Source organism: Nonomuraea sp. NPDC049269, from assembly GCF_043197155.1.
Taxonomy (GTDB): domain Bacteria; phylum Actinomycetota; class Actinomycetes; order Streptosporangiales; family Streptosporangiaceae; genus Nonomuraea.
Map to the genome: position 1 here is coordinate 19,242 of NZ_JBICSO010000019.1, position 24,360 is coordinate 43,601.

Annotated in this window: 19 protein-coding genes; 12 read left to right on the forward strand and 7 right to left on the reverse strand. The window is 69.0% G+C overall.

The window, feature by feature from the left end; genetic code table 11:
- Nucleotides 1-8 precede the first annotated feature (8 nt).
- The 4 genes from ACGFNP_RS60175 to ACGFNP_RS60190 are packed head-to-tail and all read left to right on the forward strand — an operon-like array spanning nucleotide 9 to nucleotide 4,613.
- Complete coding sequence (locus tag ACGFNP_RS60175; RefSeq protein WP_393334093.1) at nucleotides 9-1,094, forward strand: mandelate racemase/muconate lactonizing enzyme family protein; 1,086 nt, start codon at nucleotides 9-11, stop codon at nucleotides 1,092-1,094.
- Complete coding sequence (locus tag ACGFNP_RS60180; RefSeq protein WP_393334096.1) at nucleotides 1,091-2,152, forward strand: ABC transporter permease; 1,062 nt, start codon at nucleotides 1,091-1,093, stop codon at nucleotides 2,150-2,152. The genes ACGFNP_RS60175 and ACGFNP_RS60180 overlap by 4 nt, the downstream gene beginning before the upstream one ends.
- A complete protein-coding gene (locus tag ACGFNP_RS60185; RefSeq protein WP_393334099.1) occupies nucleotides 2,149-3,114 on the forward strand; it encodes an ABC transporter permease in 966 nt (321 codons plus the stop codon). The genes ACGFNP_RS60180 and ACGFNP_RS60185 overlap by 4 nt, the downstream gene beginning before the upstream one ends.
- Nucleotides 3,111-4,613 carry a sugar ABC transporter ATP-binding protein gene (locus tag ACGFNP_RS60190; RefSeq protein WP_393334102.1) on the forward strand — a complete coding sequence of 501 codons (1,503 nt, stop codon included), beginning with the start codon at nucleotides 3,111-3,113 and terminating at the stop codon, nucleotides 4,611-4,613. The genes ACGFNP_RS60185 and ACGFNP_RS60190 overlap by 4 nt, the downstream gene beginning before the upstream one ends.
- 1 nt (nucleotide 4,614) lies before the next feature.
- Here the strand turns inward: ACGFNP_RS60190 and ACGFNP_RS60195 are convergent, their stop codons facing one another.
- From ACGFNP_RS60195 to ACGFNP_RS60205, 3 genes are all read right to left on the reverse strand, one after another.
- The gene (locus ACGFNP_RS60195) at nucleotides 4,615-5,793 is read right to left on the reverse strand and encodes a CU044_5270 family protein (RefSeq protein WP_393334105.1); all 1,179 of its coding nucleotides are present in this window, start codon (nucleotides 5,791-5,793) and stop codon (nucleotides 4,615-4,617) included.
- Nucleotides 5,786-6,352 carry an RNA polymerase sigma factor gene (locus ACGFNP_RS60200; protein ID WP_393334108.1) on the reverse strand — a complete coding sequence of 189 codons (567 nt, stop codon included), beginning with the start codon at nucleotides 6,350-6,352 and terminating at the stop codon, nucleotides 5,786-5,788. Before ACGFNP_RS60200 ends, ACGFNP_RS60195 begins: the two co-directional genes overlap by 8 nt.
- A gap of 106 nt (nucleotides 6,353-6,458) precedes the next feature.
- Nucleotides 6,459-7,193: a dienelactone hydrolase family protein gene (locus ACGFNP_RS60205; protein ID WP_358335170.1), complete on the reverse strand. Its 735-nt coding sequence runs from the start codon at nucleotides 7,191-7,193 to the stop codon at nucleotides 6,459-6,461.
- 222 nt (nucleotides 7,194-7,415) lie between these two features.
- Here ACGFNP_RS60205 and ACGFNP_RS60210 point away from each other — a divergent pair, with 222 nt between their 5' ends.
- Nucleotides 7,416-8,318, forward strand: coding sequence for a M23 family metallopeptidase (locus tag ACGFNP_RS60210; protein WP_393334112.1), 903 nt, complete (start codon nucleotides 7,416-7,418; stop codon nucleotides 8,316-8,318).
- A 33-nt stretch (nucleotides 8,319-8,351) separates the two neighbouring features.
- Here ACGFNP_RS60210 and ACGFNP_RS60215 read toward each other — a convergent pair whose 3' ends face one another.
- Nucleotides 8,352-8,804 (reverse strand): MerR family transcriptional regulator, encoded by a 453-nt coding sequence (locus ACGFNP_RS60215; RefSeq protein WP_358335164.1) that lies wholly within the window; start codon nucleotides 8,802-8,804, stop codon nucleotides 8,352-8,354.
- Nucleotides 8,805-8,828: 24 nt separating this feature from the next.
- Between ACGFNP_RS60215 and ACGFNP_RS60220 the strand changes: the two genes are divergently transcribed.
- From ACGFNP_RS60220 to ACGFNP_RS60240, 5 genes are all read left to right on the forward strand, one after another.
- Entirely contained in the window at nucleotides 8,829-10,313 is a 1,485-nt protein-coding gene (locus tag ACGFNP_RS60220; RefSeq protein WP_393334117.1) for an MFS transporter, read from the forward strand.
- Nucleotides 10,314-10,406: 93 nt separating this feature from the next.
- Nucleotides 10,407-10,844 carry a Fur family transcriptional regulator gene (locus ACGFNP_RS60225; RefSeq protein WP_358335158.1) on the forward strand — a complete coding sequence of 146 codons (438 nt, stop codon included), beginning with the start codon at nucleotides 10,407-10,409 and terminating at the stop codon, nucleotides 10,842-10,844.
- 33 nt (nucleotides 10,845-10,877) lie between these two features.
- Nucleotides 10,878-13,109 carry a catalase/peroxidase HPI gene (gene katG, locus ACGFNP_RS60230; protein ID WP_358335155.1) on the forward strand — a complete coding sequence of 744 codons (2,232 nt, stop codon included), beginning with the start codon at nucleotides 10,878-10,880 and terminating at the stop codon, nucleotides 13,107-13,109.
- A gap of 280 nt (nucleotides 13,110-13,389) precedes the next feature.
- Complete coding sequence (locus tag ACGFNP_RS60235; RefSeq protein WP_393334122.1) at nucleotides 13,390-14,907, forward strand: phenylacetate--CoA ligase family protein; 1,518 nt, start codon at nucleotides 13,390-13,392, stop codon at nucleotides 14,905-14,907.
- An 8-nt stretch (nucleotides 14,908-14,915) separates the two neighbouring features.
- Nucleotides 14,916-15,902, forward strand: a complete 987-nt coding sequence (locus ACGFNP_RS60240) for a hypothetical protein (RefSeq protein ID WP_393334125.1) — start codon at nucleotides 14,916-14,918, stop codon at nucleotides 15,900-15,902.
- 1 nt (nucleotide 15,903) lies between these two features.
- Here the strand turns inward: ACGFNP_RS60240 and ACGFNP_RS60245 are convergent, their stop codons facing one another.
- Nucleotides 15,904-19,122, reverse strand: coding sequence for a BTAD domain-containing putative transcriptional regulator (locus tag ACGFNP_RS60245; protein ID WP_393334126.1), 3,219 nt, complete (start codon nucleotides 19,120-19,122; stop codon nucleotides 15,904-15,906).
- A gap of 86 nt (nucleotides 19,123-19,208) precedes the next feature.
- Between ACGFNP_RS60245 and ACGFNP_RS60250 the strand changes: the two genes are divergently transcribed.
- A complete protein-coding gene (locus tag ACGFNP_RS60250) occupies nucleotides 19,209-20,252 on the forward strand; it encodes a hypothetical protein (RefSeq protein WP_358335143.1) in 1,044 nt (347 codons plus the stop codon).
- On the opposite strand, the gene ACGFNP_RS60255 is transcribed toward ACGFNP_RS60250, so the two are convergent.
- Together ACGFNP_RS60255 and ACGFNP_RS60260 are read right to left on the reverse strand one after the other, a co-directional pair.
- Nucleotides 20,249-21,364 carry a serine hydrolase domain-containing protein gene (locus ACGFNP_RS60255; protein ID WP_393334129.1) on the reverse strand — a complete coding sequence of 372 codons (1,116 nt, stop codon included), beginning with the start codon at nucleotides 21,362-21,364 and terminating at the stop codon, nucleotides 20,249-20,251. The two genes, ACGFNP_RS60250 and ACGFNP_RS60255, sit on opposite strands and share 4 nt — an antisense overlap.
- A 769-nt stretch (nucleotides 21,365-22,133) precedes the next feature.
- Entirely contained in the window at nucleotides 22,134-22,583 is a 450-nt protein-coding gene (locus ACGFNP_RS60260) for an NUDIX hydrolase (RefSeq protein WP_393334132.1), read from the reverse strand.
- Between the two features lie 329 nt (nucleotides 22,584-22,912).
- Between ACGFNP_RS60260 and ACGFNP_RS60265 the strand changes: the two genes are divergently transcribed.
- Entirely contained in the window at nucleotides 22,913-24,160 is a 1,248-nt protein-coding gene (locus tag ACGFNP_RS60265) for a serine hydrolase domain-containing protein (protein WP_393334135.1), read from the forward strand.
- Nucleotides 24,161-24,360: the final 200 nt, after the last annotated feature.

Below are 24,360 nucleotides of genomic sequence, written 5' to 3' on the forward strand. Positions count from 1 at the left end.
GAGCTTCGTTGCCCGCGATCAGTCACGTCGAGGCGTACCTTGTCGATCTGGAGGTCGAGACGGTACGCACCGACGCAGTCCAGTCGTTCCTCAAGCAGGAGACCGTCTTCGTCGAGATCGAGACCGATGACGGTGGCTCCGGGACCGGCTATTCGTACACGATCGGCACCGGCGGCACCGCCGTGCTCGCCCTGCTGCGCGACTACCTGTTGCCGCGGCTGGTCGGCGCGGACCCCAGCCGGGTGGAGGCGGTGTGGCGGGAGCTGTTCGCCGCGACGCGGGCCACCACGGTCGGCGCGATCACCTCGCTGGCCCTCGCCGCCGTGGACACGGCGCTGTGGGACTGGCGCTGCCGCGACGCCGGCCGGCCGCTGTGGATGCTCGCGGGGGGCGCGAAGGATCGCATCCCGCTGTACGACACCGAGGGCGGCTGGCTGCACCTGAGCACCGAAGAGCTGATCACCGGCGCGAAGGCGAGCCAGGCCGCGGGCTGGCGCGGGGCGAAGCTGAAGATCGGCCGTTCGCCCGTGCAGGACGCCGAGCGGCTGGCCGCCGTGCGCGCGGCCGTCGGTCCCCACTTCGACCTGATGCTCGACGCCAACCAGTCGCTCACGTCGGCCGAGGCCGTCCGGCGGGCCCGGCTCCTCGAACCGGCTGACCCGTACTGGTTCGAGGAGCCGCTGCCCGGCGACGACGTCGCGGGGCACGAGGCACTGGTCGCGGCGAGCTCGATCCCGGTCGCCGTCGGTGAGTCGCTGTATTCGGTGGCCCAGTTCCGCGAGTACCTGCACCGGCGGGCGGCCGGCATCGTCCAGGTCGACGTGGCCCGCATCGGCGGCATCACCCCTTGGCTGAAGGTCGCGCACCTGGCCGAGGCGTACAACGTCCCGGTCTGCCCGCACTTCCTCATGGAGCTGCACGTCAGCCTCTGCTGCGCGGTGCCCAACAGCGGTTACCTGGAGCACATCCCGCAACTGCGGGCGATCACCCGGCACGAGATCGAGATCGTGGACGGGCACGCGCTGGCTCCGTCCGCCCCCGGGCTCGGCATCGAGTGGGACCGCGACGCGATCGACGACCGGCGAGTCCGGTGAGCACGCGGACCGCGACGCCATCGGAGACCTCGCCGGCCGGACCGCGCAGGCCGCCGCGCATCCCGCTCTGGGCCAACCCCCGCCTCGGCCTGGTCGTACTGCTCGTCGGCCTGGTCGCGCTCTTCACCACGTTACGGCCGGCGTTCCTGGACACCGGGCTCACGCTGGTGCCGTTGCAGTCGGACATCAGCGTGTACGCGGTCGTCGGGCTCGCCCAGCTCGCGGTCCTCTCCCTCGGGCACATGAACGTGGCCGTCGGCCGCATGGCGGCGATGAGCGCCTTCGCCATGGGGCTCGCCTACGACCGGCTCGCCGTGCCGCTGCCGGTCGGCCTGGTGATCGGGCTCGCCGTCGGTACGCTGCTCGGCGCGCTGGCCGGTCTGATCATCTCGCGGACCGGCGTCAACTCGTTCGTGGTGACGCTCGCGATGGACTTCGCCCTGGTGGGGCTGATCACGATCCTCTACACGAGGTTCACCGACGGGGTCGCCTTCAGCGGTCAGCCGGCGGGCATGACGGTGCTGCGCAACGACACGTTCGCCGACTACTGCGTGGGCGAGGTGTGCGGCCCGCGCGTTCCGCTGATCGTGCCCCTGGCGCTGGCCGCGGCGCTCGCGGTCGGGTTGCTGTTCCGCTATACCCGGCTGGGCCGGGAGATCCTCATGACGGGCTCGAACGAGAAGGCCGCCGAGCTGTCCGGCATTCCCACCAAGAACCGCGTCGTGCAGGCGCACGCGCTCAGCGGGCTGCTCGCGGGGCTGGCCGGGTTCCTGCTCGCGGCGAACAACGGGGCGTTCTCGGCCGGTATCGGGGACCAGTTTCTCCTGCCGTCGTTCCTGGGGCCGGTGCTCGGTGGCACGCTGCTCGCCGGCGGCGCGGTCAGCATCCTCGGCACGGTTCTCGGGGCGACGCTCACCCAGGTCATCTACAAGGGACTGAACCTGCTGCAGTTCCAGCTCGACGAGCTCAAGCTCTACATCGGGCTGGTGCTGCTGGTCGCCCTCTCGCTGGACCGGGTGCGTCACGTGGTCGCCGAGCGAAGGGGGGCCCGGGCATGAGCACCAGCCGTGCCGGCGTGATCGCCGGCCGCCCGGAGTTCACCCTCGCCCTGCTGGCGGCGGCCGGTTTCGTCGCGCTGGCCGTCGCCACCGGGGGTGGCATGCTCTCCAGCGGCACGCTGGGCGCGTTCTTCCGGTTCCTGGCCGTCCCGATCATCATCGGGTTGTCCCAGATGGTGGTGCTCGCGATCGGCCAGATGAACCTGTCGGTCGGCGCGCTCACCGGGCTCTGCTCGATGGTCGCGGCCTGGCTGATGATCGACGCCGGGCTGCCGGCGCCGGTGGCCGTACTCGGAGCACTCGCCGTCGGCGGCGCCGCCGGCCTGGTCAACGGGCTGCTCGTCGTCTTCACCCGGATCAACGGCTTCATCGTCACGCTCGCCACCATGACCATCATCGAGGGACTCCGGTACGGGGTGAACGGCCCCGACACGTTCCAGGGCTATTCGTCTGGGTTGCGGGACTTCGGTCGCGCCTCCGTGCTCGGGCTGCCGGTGGTCTTCCTCGTCGCACTCGCCGTGGCCGCGCTCGTGGGGGTCTTCTTCGCGCGTACGGTCGCCGGCCGGCAACTGCTCGCCACCGGCGGGAGTCCCTTCGCCGCGCGGCTGTCCGGGGTCTCCAACGACCGGTCGATCATCGTGGCGCACGGGCTCAGCGGACTGCTGGCCGGAGTCGCCGCGATCATCACGGTGGCCGCCTCCGGCTCGGTCAACTCCAGCATCGGCGACGACCTGCTGCTACCGAGCTTCGCCGCGCCGATCATCGGCGGGGTCGCTCTCACCGGCGGCGTGGTCAGCGTCGTCGGTACCTGCCTCGCGGCGTTCCTGGTCCGGCTGGTGGACGTCATGCAGGCCCAGTTCGGCATCAACCCGCGCTGGATCGACCTGATCGTCGGCGCGGTCGTCCTCGGCGCGGTGCTGCTCGGCACTGTCCGGCAGAGACTGTTGCGGAGGTCGTCGTGATCCTCACCGCTGAGGGCCTGGTCAAGACATTCCCGGGGGTACGCGCGCTGGACGGCGCCACCCTGCGCCTCACCACGGGCAGCGTGCACGCGCTGCTCGGCGAGAACGGCGCGGGCAAGAGCACCCTGATCAAGATCTTGACCGGGGTGTACCAGCCGGACGGCGGTCAAGTGCTGCTCGGCGACACCGAATTGCACCTGACCGGTCCGCTGGACGCCCAGCGGGCCGGGATCGGCGTGGTGCACCAGGAACGCAACCTGATCCCCCAGTTCTCCATCGCCGAGAACATCGTGCTGCACCACCTGCCACGGCGCTTCGGACTGGTCGACCGCGCCCTGATGCGGGCCGAGGCCCGGCGCTGCCTGGACCTGCTCGACCTCGACCTCGATCCGGACACCCCGGTCTCCGGGCTCTCCGTCGCGCAGGCCCAACTCGTCGAGATCGCCAAGGCGCTCAGCATCGACAGCAAGGTGCTGCTGCTCGACGAGCCGACCGCGTCGCTCACCGGCGACGAGGCCGACCGGCTCTACGCGATCGTCCGCAAGCTGCGCGACAGCGGCCACGCCGTCGTGCTGGTCAGCCACAAGCTGGAGGAGGTCTTCGCCGTCGCCGACACGGTGACCGTGCTCCGCGACGGGCGTACCGTCGCCGAGGCCGAGCCGCTGGCGGACTACACGCAGGACCGGATCGTCGATCTGATGGTCGGGCGCGCGTACGCCTCGGTGCGCCTCCCCGAGCGACAGATCGACCCCGAGACGCCGGCGGCGCTGCGCCTGCGCGGGGTGAGCACCGCGCGGGGCCACCGCGACATCTCCCTGTCCGTACGCCCCGGCGAGATCCTCGGGCTGTACGGCCTGGTGGGTGCCGGCCGCAGCGAGCTGGCCAAGGCGCTGCTCGGGCTGGACCGGATCACGTCGGGCACGGTGGAGGTACAGGGCCGCCCGGTGCGCATTCGCGACGTCGGCGAGGCGCTGCGGCGCTACCGGATCGGTTACGTGACGGAGAACAGGAAGGAAGAAGGGCTCTTCCTCGACCAGCCGATCACCCGCAACATCGGCGTGACCGTGTGGCGGAGCATCGCCCGCGCCGGGCTGGTGACCGACCGGGCGGAGCGGCGGCTCTCCGAGGAGTATGCCGACCGGCTCGGCATCCGGGCCTCCTCGGTACGCCAGCTCGCCGGCCAGCTCTCCGGGGGCAACCAGCAGAAGGTGAGCCTCGCGAAGTGGCTGGCCGCGCGCTGCGAGATCCTGATCGTGGACGAGCCGACCGTCGGCATCGACGTACGTACCAAGGCGGCCTTCCACGAGCTGATCGCCGAACTGGCCGGCTCCGGGCTGGGCCTGCTGCTGATCTCGTCGGACCTGCCGGAGATCGTCACCCTCGCCGACCGGATCACGGTGATGAGCGACTTCAGCATCCGCGGCGAGCTGGTCAACGACCATGACTACGCCCGGATGAGCCAGGCGATCATCCGGTTGATCCACGCTGGGTCCGGATAGGTCAGTTCGGCGCCGTGTCGGTCCACTCCGCGACCTCGTACGTCTCGTACTCGGACACTTCGCCGGGCTTGTGGAACCGGTCAGGCTGGGTCCCGACCGTCAGGCGACGCGGCTTGCCGTCGTCCCCCGAAGGGAGTCTCCGGGAGCCATGCGGCGGCGTCGCCACGACGTCCCGCATGGCCAGCAGCGTTCCGTTGCCGGGGTTGATGATCCACTGGCGGCGGTACGTGCCGAGCTGCTTGGGCGCGGTGTAGAGGCCGAGGGGAACGGTCGTCTCCACCGGCAAGGAGATGACCACTCCGGGACGGCCCAGAGAGTCGGTCGTCTCACCCTCGACCTTGACGCCGGGCAGGGTGGCGAGCATCCGGAACGCGGCCGCCCGTACCTCCGGAGGTGCGGGTGCCCCGGCCAGCAGGGTGCCGGCCACGTCACTCAGCGCCCGGACGCGCTTGTCACCCCGCAGGGCCCGTATCGGCTGTTTCGTGGCCGTCGGAGCGTACGCCTCCCAGTTGCCGTCGAGGTTCAGCAGGGCGTTCTCCAGTTGCTCGGGCTGGGTCGGCAGCGCGGCAACCTGTTCGGGGGTCATGCCGAAGAACCGTTGATCACTGTTCTCGCGGCACGTTTGCTCCCTCTTCGTGGCTTCCAAGAACAGGGTGCCGGTCCCTACCTCGGTGGGGAACGACACCTTCATGGGCGCTCCCGCCCGCTGCCATTTCCGCTTGTCGTCGGCGGTCCATGGGCGGGCGGGCAGGTCCTGGTGGGTGAAGCACGACTTGCCGCCGCGATCGGTCCAAAGGTCGTACCGCATCCTCGCCTCGACCTTGTAGTGGTCCGCCGCGCTCTCGCCGACCGCGTAGATCTTCCCGGCGAGGCGGGTGGTGTGCCAGTATGTGCCGATCTTCCCCTTCCGCACGTTGGTGGCGGCAACCAGCAGTGCGTTGCCCGGCTCGTGCAGAACCTCATGGGCAGGCTGGTCCCTGTCCGAGGTCAGAGAGATGATGGCCACGGTCCCCGCGACCAGAGCGGCCGTCGCCACCATGCTCAGCATCGGAACCCTGAAGCCGCGGCGGGTGCGCGGCGGAGGGCCGGAGCGCCAGTTGGTTCGCAGGGCGAGCCGGTCCGGGTTCTCCTGACGGGCCAGTGTCGTGCGTACCTGCCGTAGGGCGTCGATCTCATCCATCGTTCTTCTCCCCGGGGAGGGCATTACGGAGCTTTATCCGGGCCCGGTGAATCTTGGCTTTGACGGTGCCGAGGGGCAGATCCAAAGTCGCGGCGATCTCGGCGTACGACAGCTCGCCCCAGGCGAGCAGCAGAACGGCGCTGCGGTCCTGGGCGCTCAGCGAGGCGAGTGCCTTCGCCAGACGAGGGCCGTGCGCCGCGGCGGCCACCCGATCGCTGACCAGCTCGGCGAGGCCGTCCTCCGCGGGGTCCACGCCCGTTCGGGCGAACGCCTTGTACATGCGGGTTTCCTGCCGATGGTGCTTGGCGATCACATTGCTGGCGATGCCCCACAGCCACGCGCCGAACTCCGCTCGCCCGTCGAACCGCGCCCGCTGCCGGAACGCGGTGGCGAACGCCTCCGCCACGACGTCATCGGCGAGAGCGAGTCCGAGACGCCGCTTGATGTAGGCATGGAGTCGTGGGGCGTGGCGGCGGAACAATTCGCCGAAGGCCTCAGGGGCTTCCAGAGAGGCGGCAACCACTTCCAGGTCGCCGAGCTTCTCCGTAGGTTGACTCACCACTCTCGCCGTAACCATGGGGTGGTGTGTCCCTTCATGGGTGCTTCCTTCGTTTTCGAGGTGCTGACAATCTCCTCTATCCCGAAGGCGGCTCCCAGGTTGCGACTTACTCGTGGGCCGCGATGTGTTTGTCGAGGAAGGCGAAGGTGCGCTGCCATGCGTCGTCCGCTGCCGGCCGGACGAGGCCATGACGCAGCGGGAAAAGCGCGAGTTTCGCGACCGGGTGATGACCGTCGGTCATGAAGGAATGCCCGGCAGCCGGATAGATCTCCACATCGTGCTCGACGCCGAGCGTCCGCATGTGCTCCTGCAGCCGCGCACCGTGCGACCGGAAGCCCAGGTCGCGACCGCCATAGGAACCCACGACCGGGCACACCGACCGCAGCTCTTCCTGGTCGCGGGGGACCGCGCCGTAGTTCGCCGATACGGCTCGCACGCCGGGCGGCTCGCTCGCCGCGTACGCGAGGGCGAATCCACCGCCCATGCAGAATCCGATCACCCCGAGCCGGCCGCCGTCGACGTCCTCGCGGTCGGCCAGCCATCGCCGAGTCGCGTCGATGTCGGCGGCCGGGCGGCCCGGTTTTCCGGTCGCGAGTTGGTGCATGGCTCGGGTCAGGCACCCGATCCTGGTGCCGTGGCTGTACAAATCAGGCAAGACTGCCGCGTAGCCATGTGCGGCGAATAGGTCTACTACATCAAACATGTCCGGTTCGACGCCGTAAATTTCGTGCACGACCACCATCCCCGGCCATCCGGCCGCGGGCGCGGTCCCTTTCGGTAGTGCCATCGTCGCCGTTAGTGAACTGCCGTCCGGTAGCGGAATGCTTACTGGTTGTCTCATCCGCGCTCCTTAAGAGATGGCCAAATCTATGATTTTGGCCGCGCAAAAAGATATGCTCCTCCTGGCTTGGTCGAAGGCGCCACCGGCAAAGCGCTCCCCTCGATATGCGGGTGATATGCGGGTGCTATGCGGGGCCTCGATTACCGTCTGCTCCCTGAGTCATCTGAAGAAACTGAGCGCCTAACCGTATCCCCCCATACGCACCTGTTCAGAGAGGTGAGCATGCCCGCACCCAGCAGGCCGACCGTCCGATCCGCGATCACCGCGCTAGCGGTCACTTTCGCGGTGGCGCTGATCCCCCAGGCCGCCTCAGCGCAGGCCGCCGGCGCACTGGCCGTGTCACACAAGAGCCCGTTCAACTGCGGGAAGACGTTCTACGCCAACAACTGGACCCCCACCCACAACCCGTCGGGCTCCATCGACTGGCAGAACTACGGCAGCGACGCCATCAACGGCGAGACCGTGCGCGCCACCGCCGCGGGCACCGCGACCTTCTACAACGCGGGAAGCACCAGCTACGGCAGGTGGGTGGAGATCCGTCACAGTGACGGCACCAGAACCCGGTACGCCCACCTCGCGACCCAGGTGAAGTCGCCCGGCAGCTCCATGACCGTCAGCCAGGGCGCCGTGATCGGGACCGTCGGCTCGACGGGCGGGTCGAACGCTCCGCACCTGCACTACGAACAGCGCACCTCCAGCGGTGGGATGGACACCAGCCCGACCGTTGAGGGCACGACCGTGTCCTTGGGCACGAAGAAGGCCCTCAAGAGCACCAACGGGTGCGGCGGCGGTGGCAGCCCCACCAACCCCAACACCCCGGAGAGCGTCTGCGGCAGCGGCTTCACGGTCATCGACTCGGCCGCCCTCACCGGTGGCCGCACCTACCTGCTCTACAACTCGGGTAACAAGAACAACTGCGTCGTCACGCTGAAGACGACGAGCCTCGGCACGGCGACGTCGGTGTCGGCGTTCCTGCAGCCGAAGGGCGAGAGCAAGGCGACCGACTCGGGCAAGTTCGAGTACTACGCGGGGCCGGTCAAGCGCGACGCGGCCGGACAGTGCGTCGTGTGGGGCGGCTCGGTCGGCAGCAGCACCTACACCAGCCCTTCCGAGCACTGCGGATAGTTCTCTCAGCTCGGCAACACACGTCAAAGGCCACTACCCGATCGGGGAGTGGCCTTTCTCGCGGTTGGGCGCCCACAGCCGGTCGGCGTCGCCGGCGGCGAGCCGGCCTCGGTAGACGTCGATCTTGTGGTCGATGAGCTTGAGGTTCTCCTGTATCTCGGCGAGCTTGGCGCTCACGTCGGCGCGGTGGGCCTCCATGAGGGCGAGTCGTTCCTGCTCGTTGCCGTGCCCGGCGGCGACGAGCTGGGCGTAGCGCCGGATGGTCTTGATGGGCATGCCGGTGGCCCGCAGCTTGGTGCAGACCTTGATCCAGTCCAGGTCGAGCTGCTGGTAACGCCGCCGGCCGCCGGCGGTGCGGTCGACGGCGGTGACGACCAGGCCGGCGCGTTCGTAGTAGCGCAGGGTGTGCACGCTCACCCCGGTGCGGCGGGCGGCCTCGGCGATGCTCAGGCCCGCCTGGGGGACAGAGCGCTTGACTTCGAGCACGCTCTAAATTCTAGCGTCGTGGTCATGGCTACCTCAATGCTGCCGAAGACCACGGCCGACGAGCTCAGCCGCGGCCGCAGGCTCCTGGTTCTCGCGATCTGCTGCGCCAGCATCGTCGTCGTGGTGATGGACATCTCCATCGTCAACGTCGCGCTGCCTGCGATACGCCGCGACCTGCACGCCTCGGTGTCCGACCTGCAGTGGACGGTCGACGCGTACACCCTGGTGATGGCCGGTTTCCTGGTGCTGGGCGGGTCGACCGCCGACCGGGTCGGCCGCCGGCGCGTCTTCCAGATCGGTCTCGCCGCCTTCGGGCTCGGCTCGCTGCTGTGCAGCCTGGCGCCGACGATCGGCTGGCTGATCGCGGCGCGTGCGCTGCAGGCAGTCGGTGGCACGATGCTCAACCCGGTGGCGATGGCGATCACCGCCACCACGTTCCCCGACCCGGCCGAGCGGGCCAGGGCGATCGGGGTGTTCGGCTCGATGTCCGGCCTGTCGCTGGCGCTGGGGCCGATCCTCGGCGGCGCCCTGGTCGACGGCCTCGGCTGGCGCTCCATCTTCTGGATCAACGTGCCGATCGTGGCCGCCGCGATCGTGTGCACCGCGCTGTTCGTACCCGAGTCCCGCGCCCCCCGAGCGCGCCGGTTCGACCCGGTGGGCCAGGCGCTGGTGATCCTGATGCTGGCCGGCGTCGTCTACGCGATCATCGAGTCCCGCACGCTGGGCTGGACCTCGCCGGTCATCCTCGGCCTGCTCGCCGTCTCCGTGCTCGGCGCGCTGGGCATCCTCGGCTACGAAGCGCGCCGGGCGGACCCGCTGCTGGAGCTGCGCCTGTTTCGCAGCGTGCCGTTCAGCTCGGCGATCCTGATGGCGCTGTTCGCCTTGTGCGGGTTCGGCGCGTTCCTGTTCGTGACCACCCAGTACTTGCAGGACGTACGCGGCATGTCGGCGCTGACGGCCGGGCTGTGCCTGCTCCCGGTCGGGGTGCTGGTCGTGGTGCTGTCCCCGTTCACCGGCCGGCTGGTCGGCAGACGCGGTCCTCGGCTGCCGCTGGTGGTCGCCGGGGCCGCGCTGGCTCTGGGTGGCGGCGCGTCGCTCTGGCTCGGCCCGGCCACCCCGCTGCCGGTCGTACTCGCGATCTATCTGCTGTTCGGTGTCTTCCTGGGCACAGTGAACCCGCCGATCACCAACACGGCGGTCTCCGGAATGCCCCGTTCGATGGCCGGGGTGGCCGCCTCATTGGCCTCCGCCGGTCGGCAGACCGGCACCACCCTCGGCGTCGCGATCTCCGGGGCGATCGTGGGATCGGCCCTGGCCGGCGGCGCGACGGCGTACACGGACGCGGAGCACGGCGTGTGGTGGTTGGTGCTCGGGCTCGGGATCGGCATTCTGATCTTGGGGCTGCTCAGCACGGGGCGCTGGGCCTCGGACACCGCCGGGCGGGCGGCGGCGCTGTTCGAGGAGGTGGACCGGGGCGCGGATCTTGGGGAACACCCGGCCGGCACATAACTCCGCAACGAGACAAACGTTGCCAACACGGCGCTAGACTTGCATAACTCGTTATCTTGTATCTTTCGTGTTTATGTAGGTAGGTTTGGCGCTATGACCGCATCCAGGACTCCGACCACCGCCGAGGAGCTGCGCGGTGCGGGCCTCCGGGTGACGGCCGCCCGCGTCGCACTGATCGAGACCGTCCGTGACGGTGACCACCTCGACGTCGAGGCGATCGCCGCCGGGGTACGCGATCGCGTGGGTCACATCTCCCTGCAAGCCGTATATGAGGCCCTCAACGCGCTCACGGCGGTGGGCCTCGTACGCCGCATCGAACCGGCCGGCAGCCCGGCCCGGTTCGAGGGACGCGTCGGGGACAACCACCACCACGTCGTGTGCCGGTCGTGCGGTGTCGTCGCCGACGTCGACTGCGCGGTCGGCGAGGTGCCCTGCCTGACCGCGTCCGACGCCCACGGCTTCTTGATCGACGAGGCCGAGGTCATCTACTGGGGCCTATGTCCCGACTGTTCCAGCGCCAGCAGTTCCTGAGCACCGTGATGCCCAAAGTCCGGAAGGATTCCCATGTCCGAGAACCATGATGCAATCGTCACCGACGCGAAGGCGGAGGGCGGGGGTGGCTGCCCGGTCGCGCACGAGCGCGCCCCGCACCCGACGCAGGGCGGCGGAAACCGCCAGTGGTGGCCGGAGCGGCTCAACCTGAAGATCCTCGCCAAGAACCCCGCCGTGGCCAACCCCCTCGGCGAGGACTTCGACTACGCCGAGGCGTTCAAGAGCCTCGACCTCGCGGCCGTGAAGCGGGACATCGCGGAGGTGCTGACGACCTCGCAGGACTGGTGGCCGGCCGACTTCGGCAACTACGGCCCATTCATGATCCGGATGGCGTGGCACAGCGCGGGCACCTACCGGATCAGCGACGGCCGCGGCGGCGCCGGGGCCGGCCAGCAGCGCTTCGCCCCCCTCAACAGCTGGCCCGACAACGGGAACCTCGACAAGGCCCGCCGCCTGCTGTGGCCGGTCAAGAAGAAGTACGGCCAGAAGCTCTCCTGGGCCGACCTCATGATCCTCACCGGCAACGTCGCCCTGGAGTCGATGGGCTTCAAGACCTTCGGCTTCGGCGGCGGTCGTGCGGACGTATGGGAGCCCGACGAGGACGTCTACTGGGGTCCCGAGAGCACCTGGCTCGGCGACGAGCGCTACACCGGCGACCGGGAGCTCGAGAGCCCCCTCGGCGCGGTCCAGATGGGCCTCATCTACGTCAACCCGGAGGGCCCGAACGGCAACCCGGACCCGCTCGCCGCGGCCCGCGACATCCGTGAGACGTTCCGCCGGATGGCGATGAACGACGAGGAGACGGTCGCCCTGATCGCGGGCGGTCACACCTTCGGCAAGACGCACGGCGCCGGCCCGGCGGAGAACGTCGGCGCCGACCCCGAGGCGGCCTCGATCGAGGACCAGGGCTTCGGCTGGAAGAACAGCTTCGGCACCGGCAAGGGCGCCGACGCGATCACCAGCGGCCTTGAGGGCATCTGGACGAACACCCCGGTGACGTGGGACAACAGCTTCTTCGAGATCCTGTTCGGCTACGAGTGGGAGCTGTTCAAGAGCCCCGCCGGCGCCAACCAGTGGCGGCCGAAGGACGGCGCCGGGGCGGGCACCGTCCCCGACGCCCACGACCCGTCGAAGCGCGTCGCGCCGACGATGCTGACGACCGACCTCTCGCTCCGCGTCGACCCGATCTACGAGCAGATCTCGCGACGCTTCCTCGAGAACCCCGACGCGTTCGCGGACGCCTTCGCCCGGGCGTGGTTCAAGCTCACCCACCGCGACATGGGCCCGATCGTGCGCTACCTCGGCCCGGAGGTCCCGGCCGAGAGGCTGCTGTGGCAGGACCCCCTCCCCGCGGTCACCCACGAGCTCATCGACGCCGCGGACATCGCCGCCCTCAAGGGTCAGATCCTCGCCTCGGGCCTGTCGGTGTCCCAGCTCGTGTCCACCGCGTGGGCGTCGGCCTCGAGCTTCCGTGGCAGCGACAAGCGCGGCGGCGCCAACGGCGCGCGCATCCGCCTCGAGCCGCAGAGCGGATGGGAGGTCAACGACCCCGACCAGCTGGCGATCGTGCTGCGCACCCTGGAAGGGATCCAGCAGGCCTTCAACGCCGCCCAGACCGGCGGCAAGCAGGTCTCGATCGCCGACCTGATCGTGCTCGCCGGTGCCGCGGCCGTCGAGCAGGCGGCCAAGAACGCCGGCTTCGACGTCGAGGTCCCCTTCACGCCGGGCCGCGCGGACGCCTCGCTGGAGCAGACCGACGTGGAGTCGTTCGCCGCGCTCGAGCCGACCGCCGACGGGTTCCGCAACTACCTCGGGAAGGGCAACCGGCTGCCGGCCGAGTACCTGCTGCTCGACCGGGCGAACCTGCTCACCCTGAGCGCCCCCGAGCTGACGGTCCTCGTCGGTGGCCTTCGCGTCCTGGGCGCGAACTACCAGCAGTCGCAGCTCGGCGTCTTCACCACGACCCCCGGGTCGCTGACCAACGACTTCTTCGCCAACCTGCTCGAACTGGGCACGACGTGGCACGCGACGTCCGAGGACGCGAACACCTTCGAGGGGCGCGACGCCGCCACGGGCGCGGTCAAGTGGACCGGCAGCCGGGCCGACCTCGTCTTCGGGTCGAACTCCGAGCTGCGCGCGCTCGCGGAGGTCTACGCGAGCGATGACGCGAAGGAGAAGTTCGTGAAGGACTTCGTCGCGGCGTGGGACAAGGTGATGAACCTCGACCGGTTCGACCTCGTCTGACGCCGTCAGCGCGCTGACCTGCTCCGATAGTGGCCGTGTAGCGATCGTGTAGTCCCCGCTACGAGAGTCGTTCCTGTCCCTCACGGGGACAGGAACGAAAGGGGAAGATCATGATCAAGACGGCCCGTTTCTACGCGCGCTTCGTTGCCAGCGCCCTCTCCACCGCCGTGTTCGGCCTCAACGGCTGACGTTCGGTCCTACTTGACGGCCTCTGGGAACGGCCTCGTGCCGGCCCAGGGGCCGTCGTGTTCCAAGACCACGGCGCAAAGGATGGAACAGGATGTTCGGGACAGCCGCCCGGCAGTTGGGTTATGCCTGGTCGATGCTGGCAGGCCGGCGATTCCGGGTGAAGGACGTGGCCGCGCTGGCGGACGACCTGCGCACGACCCTGGAGGAGTTCGGATCCCCCGGTGAGGGCGCGGGCGAGATGCTGGCCGCGCCCGATCCTGAGATGCAGCGGGAACTCGCCGCGCGCCGGCTCCGGCGGACGGTGCGCTTGACGGCCCGCGACACCCCCTACTACCGGCGATGGTTCGAGCAGCACGGCATCGACCCGGGATCCATCACCCTGGACTCCCTGGCGTCGATCGAGCCGACGACGAAGGCCGCGCTGCGCGACCTGCCTTCCGCGTTCGTCGCCGACGGGGCCCGCCCGGCCGTGCTCGCCCAGACCACGGGCACGACGGGCGTGCCGACCATGGTCTGGTTCTCCCGGTACGAGATCGACCTGATGTCCGGCATGTCGGCCTTGGCGCTGATGCTCGCCGGTGGGCTCCGCCCCCAGCATGTCTGGGCCAACTGCATCACCTCTCGGTCCATCGCCCAGATCCTCGTCGAGAGGGCGGTGACCATGACCGGGGCGGCCTTCGCCCACGTCGGTCTCGTGGACCCCCGTGCGACGCTGGACCGGTTGGCGGTCCCGTTGCACGTCCCGGGCAAACACCCACAGGTGACCCACCTCAACACGACGGCCTCCTACCTCGCGGCACTGGTCCAGGAAGCCGAGCAGGGCGGATGGGACGCGAAGGACTTCGGTCTCGAAGAGATCCACTCCGGCGGCGAGGTCCTCACCGACGCGCTGAAGGAACGTGCGGAGGCCACGTTCGGGGCTCGCGTCCTGGACGGCTACTCGATGACGGAGATCTTCCCCGTGGCCGGCCAGGTCTGCGGGCAGGGACACCTGCATATCCCCACCGAACAGGGGCACGTTGAGGTGCTCGACCCCGAGACCTTCCGACCGGCGGCTCCGGGGGCCCACGGTGTGCTGGTGGTGACGCCCTACACCATGTACCGCGACACGACCCTGCTGCTCCGTTACGTCACCGGTGACATCGTCAAATTGCTGCCCGAGAGCGAGCAGCCGGCCTGCGAGTTCGCGGCCGTACCGGCGACCTCGCGGATCCTCGGCCGGCTGTCACCCTCGTCCCTGACCACGCGCGACGTGCTGGACCTTCTCCAGGCGGAGCATGAGATCCCGCTCCCGACGCGATACGCGCTGGAGGAGACAGGGTCGGGACCGGTGTTGCACGCCGTGACCGGCAGAGTGACCGGCAAGGTGAGCCGTGCGCTGCTGTCCCGGCTGGAGGAGCGCGCGGCCGACCTGAAGCTTCCCCTGCGGGGCATCGAGCTCGTCGACGATCCGGCCGACCTCCCCGGCCCCTGCCGCGTCCGCGCGGACCTGCGGGAGCACACCTTCGAGCAGGTCACGGCCACCGCGTCCGCCCGGGTGGCCAAGCCGGCCCTGCGGGCGGCCGCGGAGTCGGCCGCGGAGGCGGTCGCCGAGATGGGAGTCCGATGAGTGCCCAAATGAGCGAGGCGGTCCTGCGCGGACTGGTCCTCTACCTGCTCGTCCTGCTGACCGTGGGTGCCGCGGCGGGCTACTTCGCCAAGGTGACGATGCCGCGCCCGCCGGTCGGCAGGTTCGTCTGGGCCGACATCTGCGTCATGGTCGTGATGCTCGTGGCCATGCCGTTCGCCTACATGCACATGCCGATCGCGCTCGTCGTCACGATCTTCGGTGTGGTGCTCTTCACCGTGTCGCAACTCGCCCTGTCGCCGATGCTGGGCGGCCGGAACGCCGCCCTGGCGGCCGCCCTGCTCTGCGCGGCGGACGTGGCCGCGTACTTCGCGGGATGGCCGACGGCGGTGCTCGTCGTCAACGACCTCACGATGATCCTCCTCACGGTCGGGGTCGCCAACCTTTGGGCGCAGACGGGGATGAAGGCCGCCCACGTGGCGGGCCTGGCCGCCGCGCTGACCGTCTATGACGCCCTCGCCACGGGCATGAGCTCGCTGACGGCTGACTTCGTGTCCCGGGTCGAAGGGTTGCCGTTCGCCCCGATCCTCGCCACCGGCTACGGGCCTGTCTCGAGCCTGGCCGGTCTCGGCGACTGCCTGATGCTGGCCGTGTGGCCTCTGGTGGCGGCCAAGGCGTACGGCAAGGCGGCCGGCTGGTGGGCCGCCGTGACCGAGGCGGCGTTGCTCCTGGGCCTGACCCTCGCCGTCCTGTTCGCCGATCTGGAACTCTTCCCGCTGCTGCTGCCGCTGGGGCCGTTGATCGTGGGACAGCACCTGTTCTGGCGGCGCCGCGACCGGGCTCGCGCCCTGCGAAGTGAACCGGATCGCGTGGAGCTCACCGCGGCGCTGGCCGATCTTCCCGCTGCCGAACGCTCCTGGGCCGCGCTGCACGAAGGAGCCGTCGTCGCGACGGGGACATCACCGGGTACGGCCCGGCGGGCGGCACGGCAGGCAGGCGTCACAGCCGTACCGGTCGTACGGGGAACGGGTGGCTGAATCACCCTGTGGATATCTGGCGCAAGGTATCGAGAACGGCACTCACCTCCGCCGCTTCCGCGGAGTCGAAGCTGTGGAAGATGGCGAGCGCCTCGGTCCAGGCGGCCACGGCGGCGTCCGGGTCGCCGAGATCGGCATGGACGCGGCCGATCTCGCGCAGGACCCGGGCGCGCCAGTGCTGCATCTCCCGGACTCCCAGCACGTCGAGCGCGTGCGTCAGGTGCCGCAGTGCCTCGGGCGAACGTCGGCGGCGGAAGGCGACCTCGCCGAGGGCGTAGGCGGTGAGCGACTCACCGTGCGTGTCGCCGAAGCGCGCGAAGCTCCGCTGGCAGTGCGTGAGCGTCCGCACCGCCTCGTCGAACCGTCCCACCGCGCCCAGGGCTTCCCCCAGCCGGCGCTCCGTCAGGGTGGTGATGATCGGATAGCCGTGCCGGCGGCTGAGTTCGAGACTCTCCTCATAGCACCGGATCGCCTCCGTCACCTCGCCCTTGCTGTAGTGGGTGATCCCCAGGGCGCGGAGCAGGATCGCCCGGGAGTAGGCGGTGCGGCCCCCGCGTGCCAGCTCCAGCCCACGACGGCAGACCTCGGCGGCCTGGTCGTGGTGGCCGAGCTCAAGGTGGATCGACGTCAGGTGGATCAAGGTGCTCAGCAGTCCTCCGTGGTCGCCGAGCTCCTCGAACCGGTCGACGGCTTCCGCGGTGCGATCCAGTGCCTCCTCGAAGTCCGCGAACACGTGCCGGCAGATACCGAGGCCGCTGAGCGCGTACGCCGCGGAGTGCCGGTCTCCCATGCGCTCGAACAGCTCGAGCAGTGACTCGAACTCCCGCAGCGCGTCGCCGAATATCCCCCGCTCCACCATGAGATCCGCCCGCAGCAGCCGGGTGGTCAGTATCGAGGGAGTGTGCTCCAGCCGGGTCGCGGCGGCGATGACGGCATCGTGAATCCGCGTGGCCTGGTCGAAGAAGCCGTGGATCCGGAGGTAGGCCGTCAGATGGTAGGCCAGCTCGGCCGCGAGGGCGGGTCTGTCCAGCTCGGCCGCGAGCTCGACCACCGCCACCATGTTCCCGCGTTCCTCCATCAGCCACTCGGAGTCGCCCTGCCCTGCCGCCGGGCGGGACTCGCCGGCGCCCGGCCCTGTCGTCGTGCGGGACTTGTCGGCGCCTGGCGTAGGCGCGCAGGGCAGGGGGAGATCAGCGACGGCCGCCGCCACCCGGTCGAGACACTCCCTGACGAGCCCGAGCAGGGTCGCGCGCCGCCGCGCCTCGCTCTCCTCCGCCTCGGCCTGCTCCCGCCCGAACGCCCGAAGCAGATCGTGCAGCCGGTATCGCAGGCCTCCCGCGGCGCAGGCTTCCGGCCCGTTCACCAGACCGGCGACGACCAGGGCTTCCAGAGCGCGGTCCGTTACATCCCGGGACTCTCCCAGCAGCGCCGCCGCGGCCCACTCGGGCACGCTTTCCAGCCCGCACAGGCCGAGCAGCCGGAACGTCCGCCGCGCCACGTCGGTGAGGGCGTCGTAGCTCACGGCGAAGTTGGCGCGAACGGTCTGCTGGCCCAGAGCCAGCTCGTCGAGACGTCGGCGAGTGTCCTCCAGGCGGGCCGCGAGGTCGGACAACGGCCAAGCGGGCCGCGCTGACAGCCTCGCCCCCGCTATGCGGATCGCCAGCGGCAGGCGTCCGCAGGCACGCAGAATCGATGCCGCGGCCTCCGGCTCCGCGCGCACACGGGCCTGTCCGGCCGCACGTTCGAGCAGCTCCACCGCGTCGTTCTCGTCGGGTACGTCCAGCAAGATCGCCTGAGCGCCGGGTAAGGAGAGCTGCGCACGGGAGGTCACCAGAACCGCTCCACGCGCCGTACCCGGTAACAGGGGCGACACCTGCGCCTCCTCCGCCGCGTCGTCGAGGATGACGAGGATCTCGCGATCCGCCAGGCGCGACCGGTACAGCGTGGCGCGCTCTTCGAGCGTGTCGGGGATCGCGTTCCCGTCCACGCCGAGTGCTCTCAGCAACTCCCCGAGAATGCGCCGGGGATCGCGCGGCGCGGGCGAGGCCGCGCCGAGCCGTACGTAGAGCTGGCCGTCGGGGAAGGCGGGCCGGAGCAGATGCGCCAGGTGGATCGCGAGGGTGCTCTTGCCGAGTCCGGGGGCGCCCGACAGGGCCACGATCACGGGTGCGGAGGCCGCGGGGTCCCTGCCGCGCAGGACCGTGGTAATCGATTTCAGTTCTGCGCTTCTGCCCACGAAGCCGGCGAGGTCCGCGGGTAGCTGGCAGATGTGGTGCCAGATCGTGGTGTCTGACACAGCGGGCCCGTGCTGGGTGTCTGGCGCGGCGGGTCCGTGCTGCGTGTCTGGCGCGGCGGGTCCGTGCTGCGCGGTAGCCGGTGCTGGAGCGCTGTGGGCTGACGGGTGGTCCGCCACGAGGCTCGCGTGGAGCCGGCGTAGATCGGCGCCCGGCTCGACGCCCAGCTCCTCCACCAGGACCGTCCGCACCCGACGGTAGGCGTCCAGCGCCTCACCCCGCCGCCCGGCCCGGTGAAGGGCGAGCATGAGCTGACCCCAGAGACGCTCGCGCAGTGGATGCGCGTCCGCGATCTTCCGCAGCTCACCGATCAGCTGGTCATGCTGCCCCAGAGCCAGACGGACGTCGATCCAGTCGGAACGCGCCTGGTACAGCTCCTCCTCCAGTTCGGCGATCCGGGGCGTCAACACCTCGCCGAGCACGAGGTCCTCGGCGGGCCGGCCCCGCCAGAGCGCCACCGCCCGCCCGAACGCCCTCTCGGCGACCGTCAGCTCGCCCCGCTGGACGGCCAGCCGCCCCTCGCGCGCCACGTCACTGAAGATCAGCGCGTCCAGCTGATCGGGCTCGGCGCGCAGCAGGTAGCCGGATCCTTCGGTCCGCACGATCTGGTCCCCACCGGGAATCGCCCGCCGTAACTGCCATACATGGGTCTGGATGTTGGCCACCGCCGTGGTCGGAGGTTCGTCCCACAGCGCGGCCACCAGCCCGTCCCGGGAGATCACGGTGTTGGCGTTGAGCAACAGAGTGGCCAGGACGGCCCGAGGTTTGCCCCGAAGATGGATCGGGGTTCTCGGGATGCCCTCCAGGAAGACCTGAACGGATCCCAGGACGGCGAAACTCACCCGCTGGTACGCCATGCGCACCATGGTCGCGGACGCGCTCGCCCCCGCGCCACTTCGGCTGGTCCCGCTCCGTACGAGCCTCATGAGGCCGTCCGTTAACCTGATCTTCGCCTGCTCGTCAACCGAGGCTCCTAGCGTGGCGTTCCTTGATCATGAACAAGGAGTGTGCCATGCGCGAACCGCAGCCGACCGCCGAGGACGAATGGAGCGCATGGGAGAACCTGCCCATACGCGAGTACTACTGGCCGGGGCTCGAACTCGAGCACAGCAGCGGGTACGAGGTCGGCCACGGGCGGCTGCAGACGATCGGCAAACAGCTCATGACCCAGTTCGACGAGGTCTACCGGCTGCTGCACAGGCGGTTCGAGTCCGCCAAGATGACCGGCGGCATCTTGGGCTGGAAGGCCGCGATCACGGTGTCGGACTGCATCACCGGGTTCGAGGAGGCACTCTCCTGCCTGACCGGCGACGCGATGATGGAGTGCGCGATGGCCGCGGGCCTGGTCTCCACCAGTGGCCGTAGTTACCAGCTCGCCGAGGTGGACAGCTGGCGCGCGAAGCCGGACGCGTGGGCCACGATACCGGAGGAGAGCTGGAGCCCGAAGGGCCACTACTGGGTCAGCAACGCCTACCCGAACGGCTCCATCAGCCCGCGCATCCTCAAGGCGAACGTCGGTGATCCGGTGACGGAGCTCATCACCGACGACACCTCACACCACGGCCTCAACAGAGCCCAGATCAGGGAAATGCTGATGTCGTGGAAGCCGAACCTGCTGACCGACTACGCCTCCGCCACGACCGCCATCGCCAACGGTCTCGTCGAGGTCGCGCACGGGATCGTGTTCCGCGCCCAGGAGATCCGGGACGCGCCCTGGCACGGCCCCGCGGCCGACAAGGCGCAGGAGGCGCTGAAGTCGATCTACGAGACCGTCCGCGGGCTGGCGTCCGTCCACGGCGACATGGGGCTGCGCACCACCGAATGCGCCGAGATATTGATCAGCGCCCAGCATCGTTTCGACGCGGTGGTCAACAAGGGCGGCTGGGAGTTGTCCGACCTCTGGAGCGGCGATGACAAGGACGCCGCCGAGTTCATGACCGGCGTCAACAGGCAACTGGGCGACGTGATGCGGCAACTGCCGGGCGCTGCCCAGCTCGGCCTGCCCGGCCTCATCCCGGAGTCGGAGCGGGCCATCTACAGCCTGGCCTGGTACTAGCGGACCTTGTCGAGCGCGTCGGCCGTCTTCTTGCAGAAGGTCGTCTCGAAGAGCTGGGTGAAGGTCTTCAGGAAGTCGTTCCAGTCGCCGTTGATGTTGCTGACCAGCGTGTGGGTGCCCTGGCGGTCGCCCATCGCGTACGACGTCGAGCCCTGGATGAAGCCGCCGCCGCCCCAGAGCGTGACCCCGCACGGAAGCGTCTGGGAGTAGACGCCGAGGCCGTACCTGGTGTTCGGCACCCAGTCCGCGCCCTCCGTCGAGACGGTGGTGAACATCTCCCTCTGCTGAGCGGGCGGAAGGAGACGCCCGCCGAGCAGGGCGCCCAGGAACCGGTGCAGATCCGCGGTCGTCGAGACCATGCCGCCGGCGGCTCCGGCCCAGCTCACGTCGATCTCGGTCACATCGTGGACCTGCGTCTCCTGGCCGGTCTCGGTGAACTTCGAGTAGTGGCGGGCGTGCGGGTCGGGGAGCGTCTTGTCGCTGCCGGACAGGTACGTCCCCGCCAGGTGCAGCGGGCGGGCGATGCGGCGCTCTATCTCCTTGGCGAGCGTCGAGCCCGTCGCCTTCTCGACGATCAGGCCCGCGAGGTTGTAGTTGACCTTGGAGTAGATGAAGCGCTTCCCGGGCTCTTCGGGGCGCGGGGTCTCCTGGCCGGGGATGGCGTCGGGGAGTCCGCTGGTGTGGTTGAGCAGCTGCCTGATGGTGATCTTCGTACCGTCGGCGCCGAGGTACTCCTCCACCACCCCCGGCAGCCACTTGGCCACGGTGTCGGCCAGGGTCAGTTTGCCCTCGGCCGCCAGTTGCAGCACCACCGTGCCGGTAAAGGCCTTGGTGAAGCTGCCGATCCGGAAGTGCTCACCCGGCCGCCGCTTGCGACCGGTCTCCAGGTCGGCCACCCCGGCCGTGCCGAACCACGGCGGCCGACGATCTTCTCTGAGATCGGCGACGATGCCGGGCCCGCCACCGTTGGCCACGGCCTGGTCGAGTACGCGCTGGATCTTGACATGATCGCGGTCTCGGCCGGCTGCGGCGGCGCTGGGGATCGTCATGGTGGTTGCCGCAACGGTCAAGGCGATGGCGAGCAGGCTTGTACGGGCACGCGGAATGGACATGTCTGCCTCCCTGGGCATGGTGGCCGCTGATTTAGCAACCGTAGTTGACTATAGTCGAACTAGTCAACCGAAGTTGCTAAGGCGATGCCCCCAACCCCAGCGGCCCCCATCGCGACCCGCGGCGTGGGCCTATGGCGGGGCGTAATTCGGAGGGCCTACGACGATCGCGACAATGAGCCGAATTCCCGTGACGAACGTGGTTGGGAGCACAGAGAGGAGCCAGAATCCCCAATCGTCCGGCCACACCATCCAGGCGATCACGAGTACCACGATGGAGGCGACGAAAGCAGCGGACAAGTAGCAGATATTGCGTCGCGCGCTACGAGACGTCACGAAAAGCGACGCCAGGACAACAGCCACGGGTATGGCATACAGAATGATCATGCCGCCCAGGTACACGCCGCATCCACACCCTCTCCCGAGCCCTCGCGAAGATCAGCGAATGAGGCTGAAGTGCTGGATGATCGTCCCGTGCTCAGTTTTCGACGATGATCGTCCCGTCGGTCGCCGAGGCGGGTGACGCGAAAGATGCGCACAGGGAGAAGAGGGTGGCAGCGGTGATCGCCAATGCGACAATGGCTTTCCTCATGGTTTATCAGGCTATCAGGCGAAGCCCGGCTCGTCTGTACTGAACATTGTGCTGCTCCTTTTGCAGACCCCCACCTGCCGTTCCTTCAGATATGCCATAGCGCTGCTCGGCGAGTGGAATGGTCTGCCGATACCAGTCGTTCCACCGCGCCGCTTTATCACCCGCGACAATTCGGCGAGGTCATTCGGCGTGCTGTGGTGTGCCGAGCAGATGAACGCCGTCGTGGTGACGGATGGCTGGTGCGTGGTTGTGCCGCATGGCGTCGAGGACGCGGATGGCGAAGGCTTCGGATGCAAGTGATCTGACTTCATCGGCGGTGACCCAGCGGAAGGCGCGGGCTTCGTCGGTCTCGGCGAGTTGGCCACCAATGACCTTGCAGCGGAAGACCAGGGCGACAATGCCGCGCGTCATGTTCTTGTAGACGCCGGTGAGGGTGACAGGCTCGACGTCCAGACCGGTCTCTTCGTGGATCTCGCGGAGGAGACCTGCAGTGATGTCCTCGTCGCGTTCCAGGATGCCGCCAGGGGCTTCCCAGTGGCCGTTGTCTCGGCGCTGGATCAAGAGCGCGCGCCCCTGATCATCGATGAGCACACCTGCCACGCTGACCGAGTGCGTGCTGTGGTGTTCCATCGATTCCCTCCGGTGTTCCTGATGGCTGTCCTCAGCCTCGTCTACCCTGCCGAAGCACCTGGTCGTTCTGGGAGTTTCGTGCCCGATGGCTTGTCGAGTGCGCCGCGTGCCAAGCTACTGAGCTCCGGGGCCATGTCTCGCTGACCTTCATCAGTGAAGCGGCGTCTCATACCTCACAGTTCTCTCGTGTGGGGATGACCTCGGCGTGGGTATCCAGCGCCGCCCAAACGATCTTTCCCCCGCTCGGCGGCCTTGCATGTGGCCGCGCATCGTGAGTACAGTGTTCGCATCAAGCGCACAACGTACGCAAAGCAGGAAGAGAGAGCGCTATGTCGACCACCGCCAGCTGGGATATGCAGGGCAACTGGAGCATGCAGGAGAAGCGGGGCCTGTCGGAGGCGGGGTTGCGCCGGATGCGTGACGTGCTGGCCGGGTATGTGGAATCTGGTGCGATTCCTGGGCTGGTCGCCCTGCTCGGTCGCGGAGATGACACGCACGTGGAGGCGATGGGGACACTGCACGCCGATGGCGGCGCGCCGATGCGCAGGGACACGATCTTCCGGCTGGCATCGCTGAGCAAGCCGATCACCGCCACCGCGGTGATGATCCTCGTCGAGGAGTGCCAGCTGCGGCTGGACGACCCGATCGACGAGTGGCTGCCCGAGCTCGCCAACCGCCAGGTGCTGACGCGGATCGACGCCCCGCTGGAGGACACTGTGCCGGCGCTGCGGCCGATCACCGTACGCGATCTGCTGACGTTCACCTTCGGGTTCGGGGCGGTGCTGGCGCCGCCGGACACGTACCCCATCCAGGTCGCGATGCGCGAGCTGGGTCTCGACGGCTCGTCACCGGCGGCGGGACCAGATGAATGGCTTGGCCGGCTGGGCAAGCTGCCGCTGATGTACCAGCCGGGACACCTGTGGCAGTACCACACCGGCTCCGACGTGCTCGGTGTGCTCGTCGGCAGGGTCGCGGGGCAGTCGTTCGAGGCGTTCCTGCGCGAGCGGCTCTTCGGTCTGCTCGGGATGAGGGACTCCGGCTTCTCCGTACCCGCGGACAAGATCGACCGGCTGCCGACCAGCTACGCCCACGATCCGCAGACCGGTGGACTGGTCGTGTGGGACGAGGCTGCCGGTGGGAAGTACAGCTCGCCGCCGGCGTTCGAAGCGGGCGGCGACGGACTGGTCTCGACGGTGGACGACTACCACGCCTTCTACCGGATGCTGTTGAACCAGGGGACTCACGGCAGCGAGCGCATCCTGTCCCGGGCGTCGGTCGAGCTGATGACCATGGACCATCTGACGCCGGAGCAGAAGGTCGAGAAGGACGCGTTCGGCGACCACTTCGGCAGGCACGGCGGTTACGGCTTCGGGATGGCCGTCCGTACTCACCGCCGCGACCTGGCGTCCGTGGGCCAGTTCGGGTGGGACGGCGGCCTGGGCACGACCGCGTACGCCGATCCGGCCACGGGGCTCACCGGGATCCTGTTCACCCAGACGGCGATGGACTCCCTGGACACTCCTCGTTTGCACCGAGACTTCTGGACCACGGCCTACCAGACGATCGCGGCTGGATAGATACAGTGGGGTATGGAAGACGGCGCCGAAACGCTCGGGTTCGTCCCAGGACCGCTCGATCACCACGGCGTCGTCCTGCGACGGTGGGGCGTCGCCCGGGGGGGACGGCGAGGTGTGGCTCATTCATTAAAGGCCTTTCGGCGGGACATCGGTCATCTGTTGTTGTCCGCAGGCCGCCCTTGCCTTCCCCTGAATTCCGG

Bases quoted from the DNA above. Each gene is read 5' to 3' on its own strand.
- ACGFNP_RS60205 (WP_358335170.1), bottom strand. From the start codon at position 7,193: ATGAGACAACCAGTAAGCATTCCGCTACCGGACGGCAGTTCACTAACG.
- ACGFNP_RS60245 (WP_393334126.1), bottom strand. From the start codon at position 19,122: ATGAGGCTCGTACGGAGCGGGACCAGCCGAAGTGGCGCGGGGGCGAGC.
- katG (WP_358335155.1), top strand. From the start codon at position 10,878: ATGTCCGAGAACCATGATGCAATCGTCACCGACGCGAAGGCGGAGGGC.
- ACGFNP_RS60195 (WP_393334105.1), bottom strand. From the start codon at position 5,793: ATGGATGAGATCGACGCCCTACGGCAGGTACGCACGACACTGGCCCGT.
- ACGFNP_RS60240 (WP_393334125.1), top strand. From the start codon at position 14,916: ATGAGCGAGGCGGTCCTGCGCGGACTGGTCCTCTACCTGCTCGTCCTG.
- ACGFNP_RS60235 (WP_393334122.1), top strand. From the start codon at position 13,390: ATGTTCGGGACAGCCGCCCGGCAGTTGGGTTATGCCTGGTCGATGCTG.
- ACGFNP_RS60185 (WP_393334099.1), top strand. From the start codon at position 2,149: ATGAGCACCAGCCGTGCCGGCGTGATCGCCGGCCGCCCGGAGTTCACC.
- ACGFNP_RS60220 (WP_393334117.1), top strand. From the start codon at position 8,829: ATGGCTACCTCAATGCTGCCGAAGACCACGGCCGACGAGCTCAGCCGC.
- ACGFNP_RS60250 (WP_358335143.1), top strand. From the start codon at position 19,209: ATGCGCGAACCGCAGCCGACCGCCGAGGACGAATGGAGCGCATGGGAG.
- ACGFNP_RS60225 (WP_358335158.1), top strand. From the start codon at position 10,407: ATGACCGCATCCAGGACTCCGACCACCGCCGAGGAGCTGCGCGGTGCG.
- ACGFNP_RS60260 (WP_393334132.1), bottom strand. From the start codon at position 22,583: ATGGAACACCACAGCACGCACTCGGTCAGCGTGGCAGGTGTGCTCATC.
- ACGFNP_RS60265 (WP_393334135.1), top strand. From the start codon at position 22,913: ATGTCGACCACCGCCAGCTGGGATATGCAGGGCAACTGGAGCATGCAG.
- ACGFNP_RS60210 (WP_393334112.1), top strand. From the start codon at position 7,416: ATGCCCGCACCCAGCAGGCCGACCGTCCGATCCGCGATCACCGCGCTA.
- ACGFNP_RS60255 (WP_393334129.1), bottom strand. From the start codon at position 21,364: ATGTCCATTCCGCGTGCCCGTACAAGCCTGCTCGCCATCGCCTTGACC.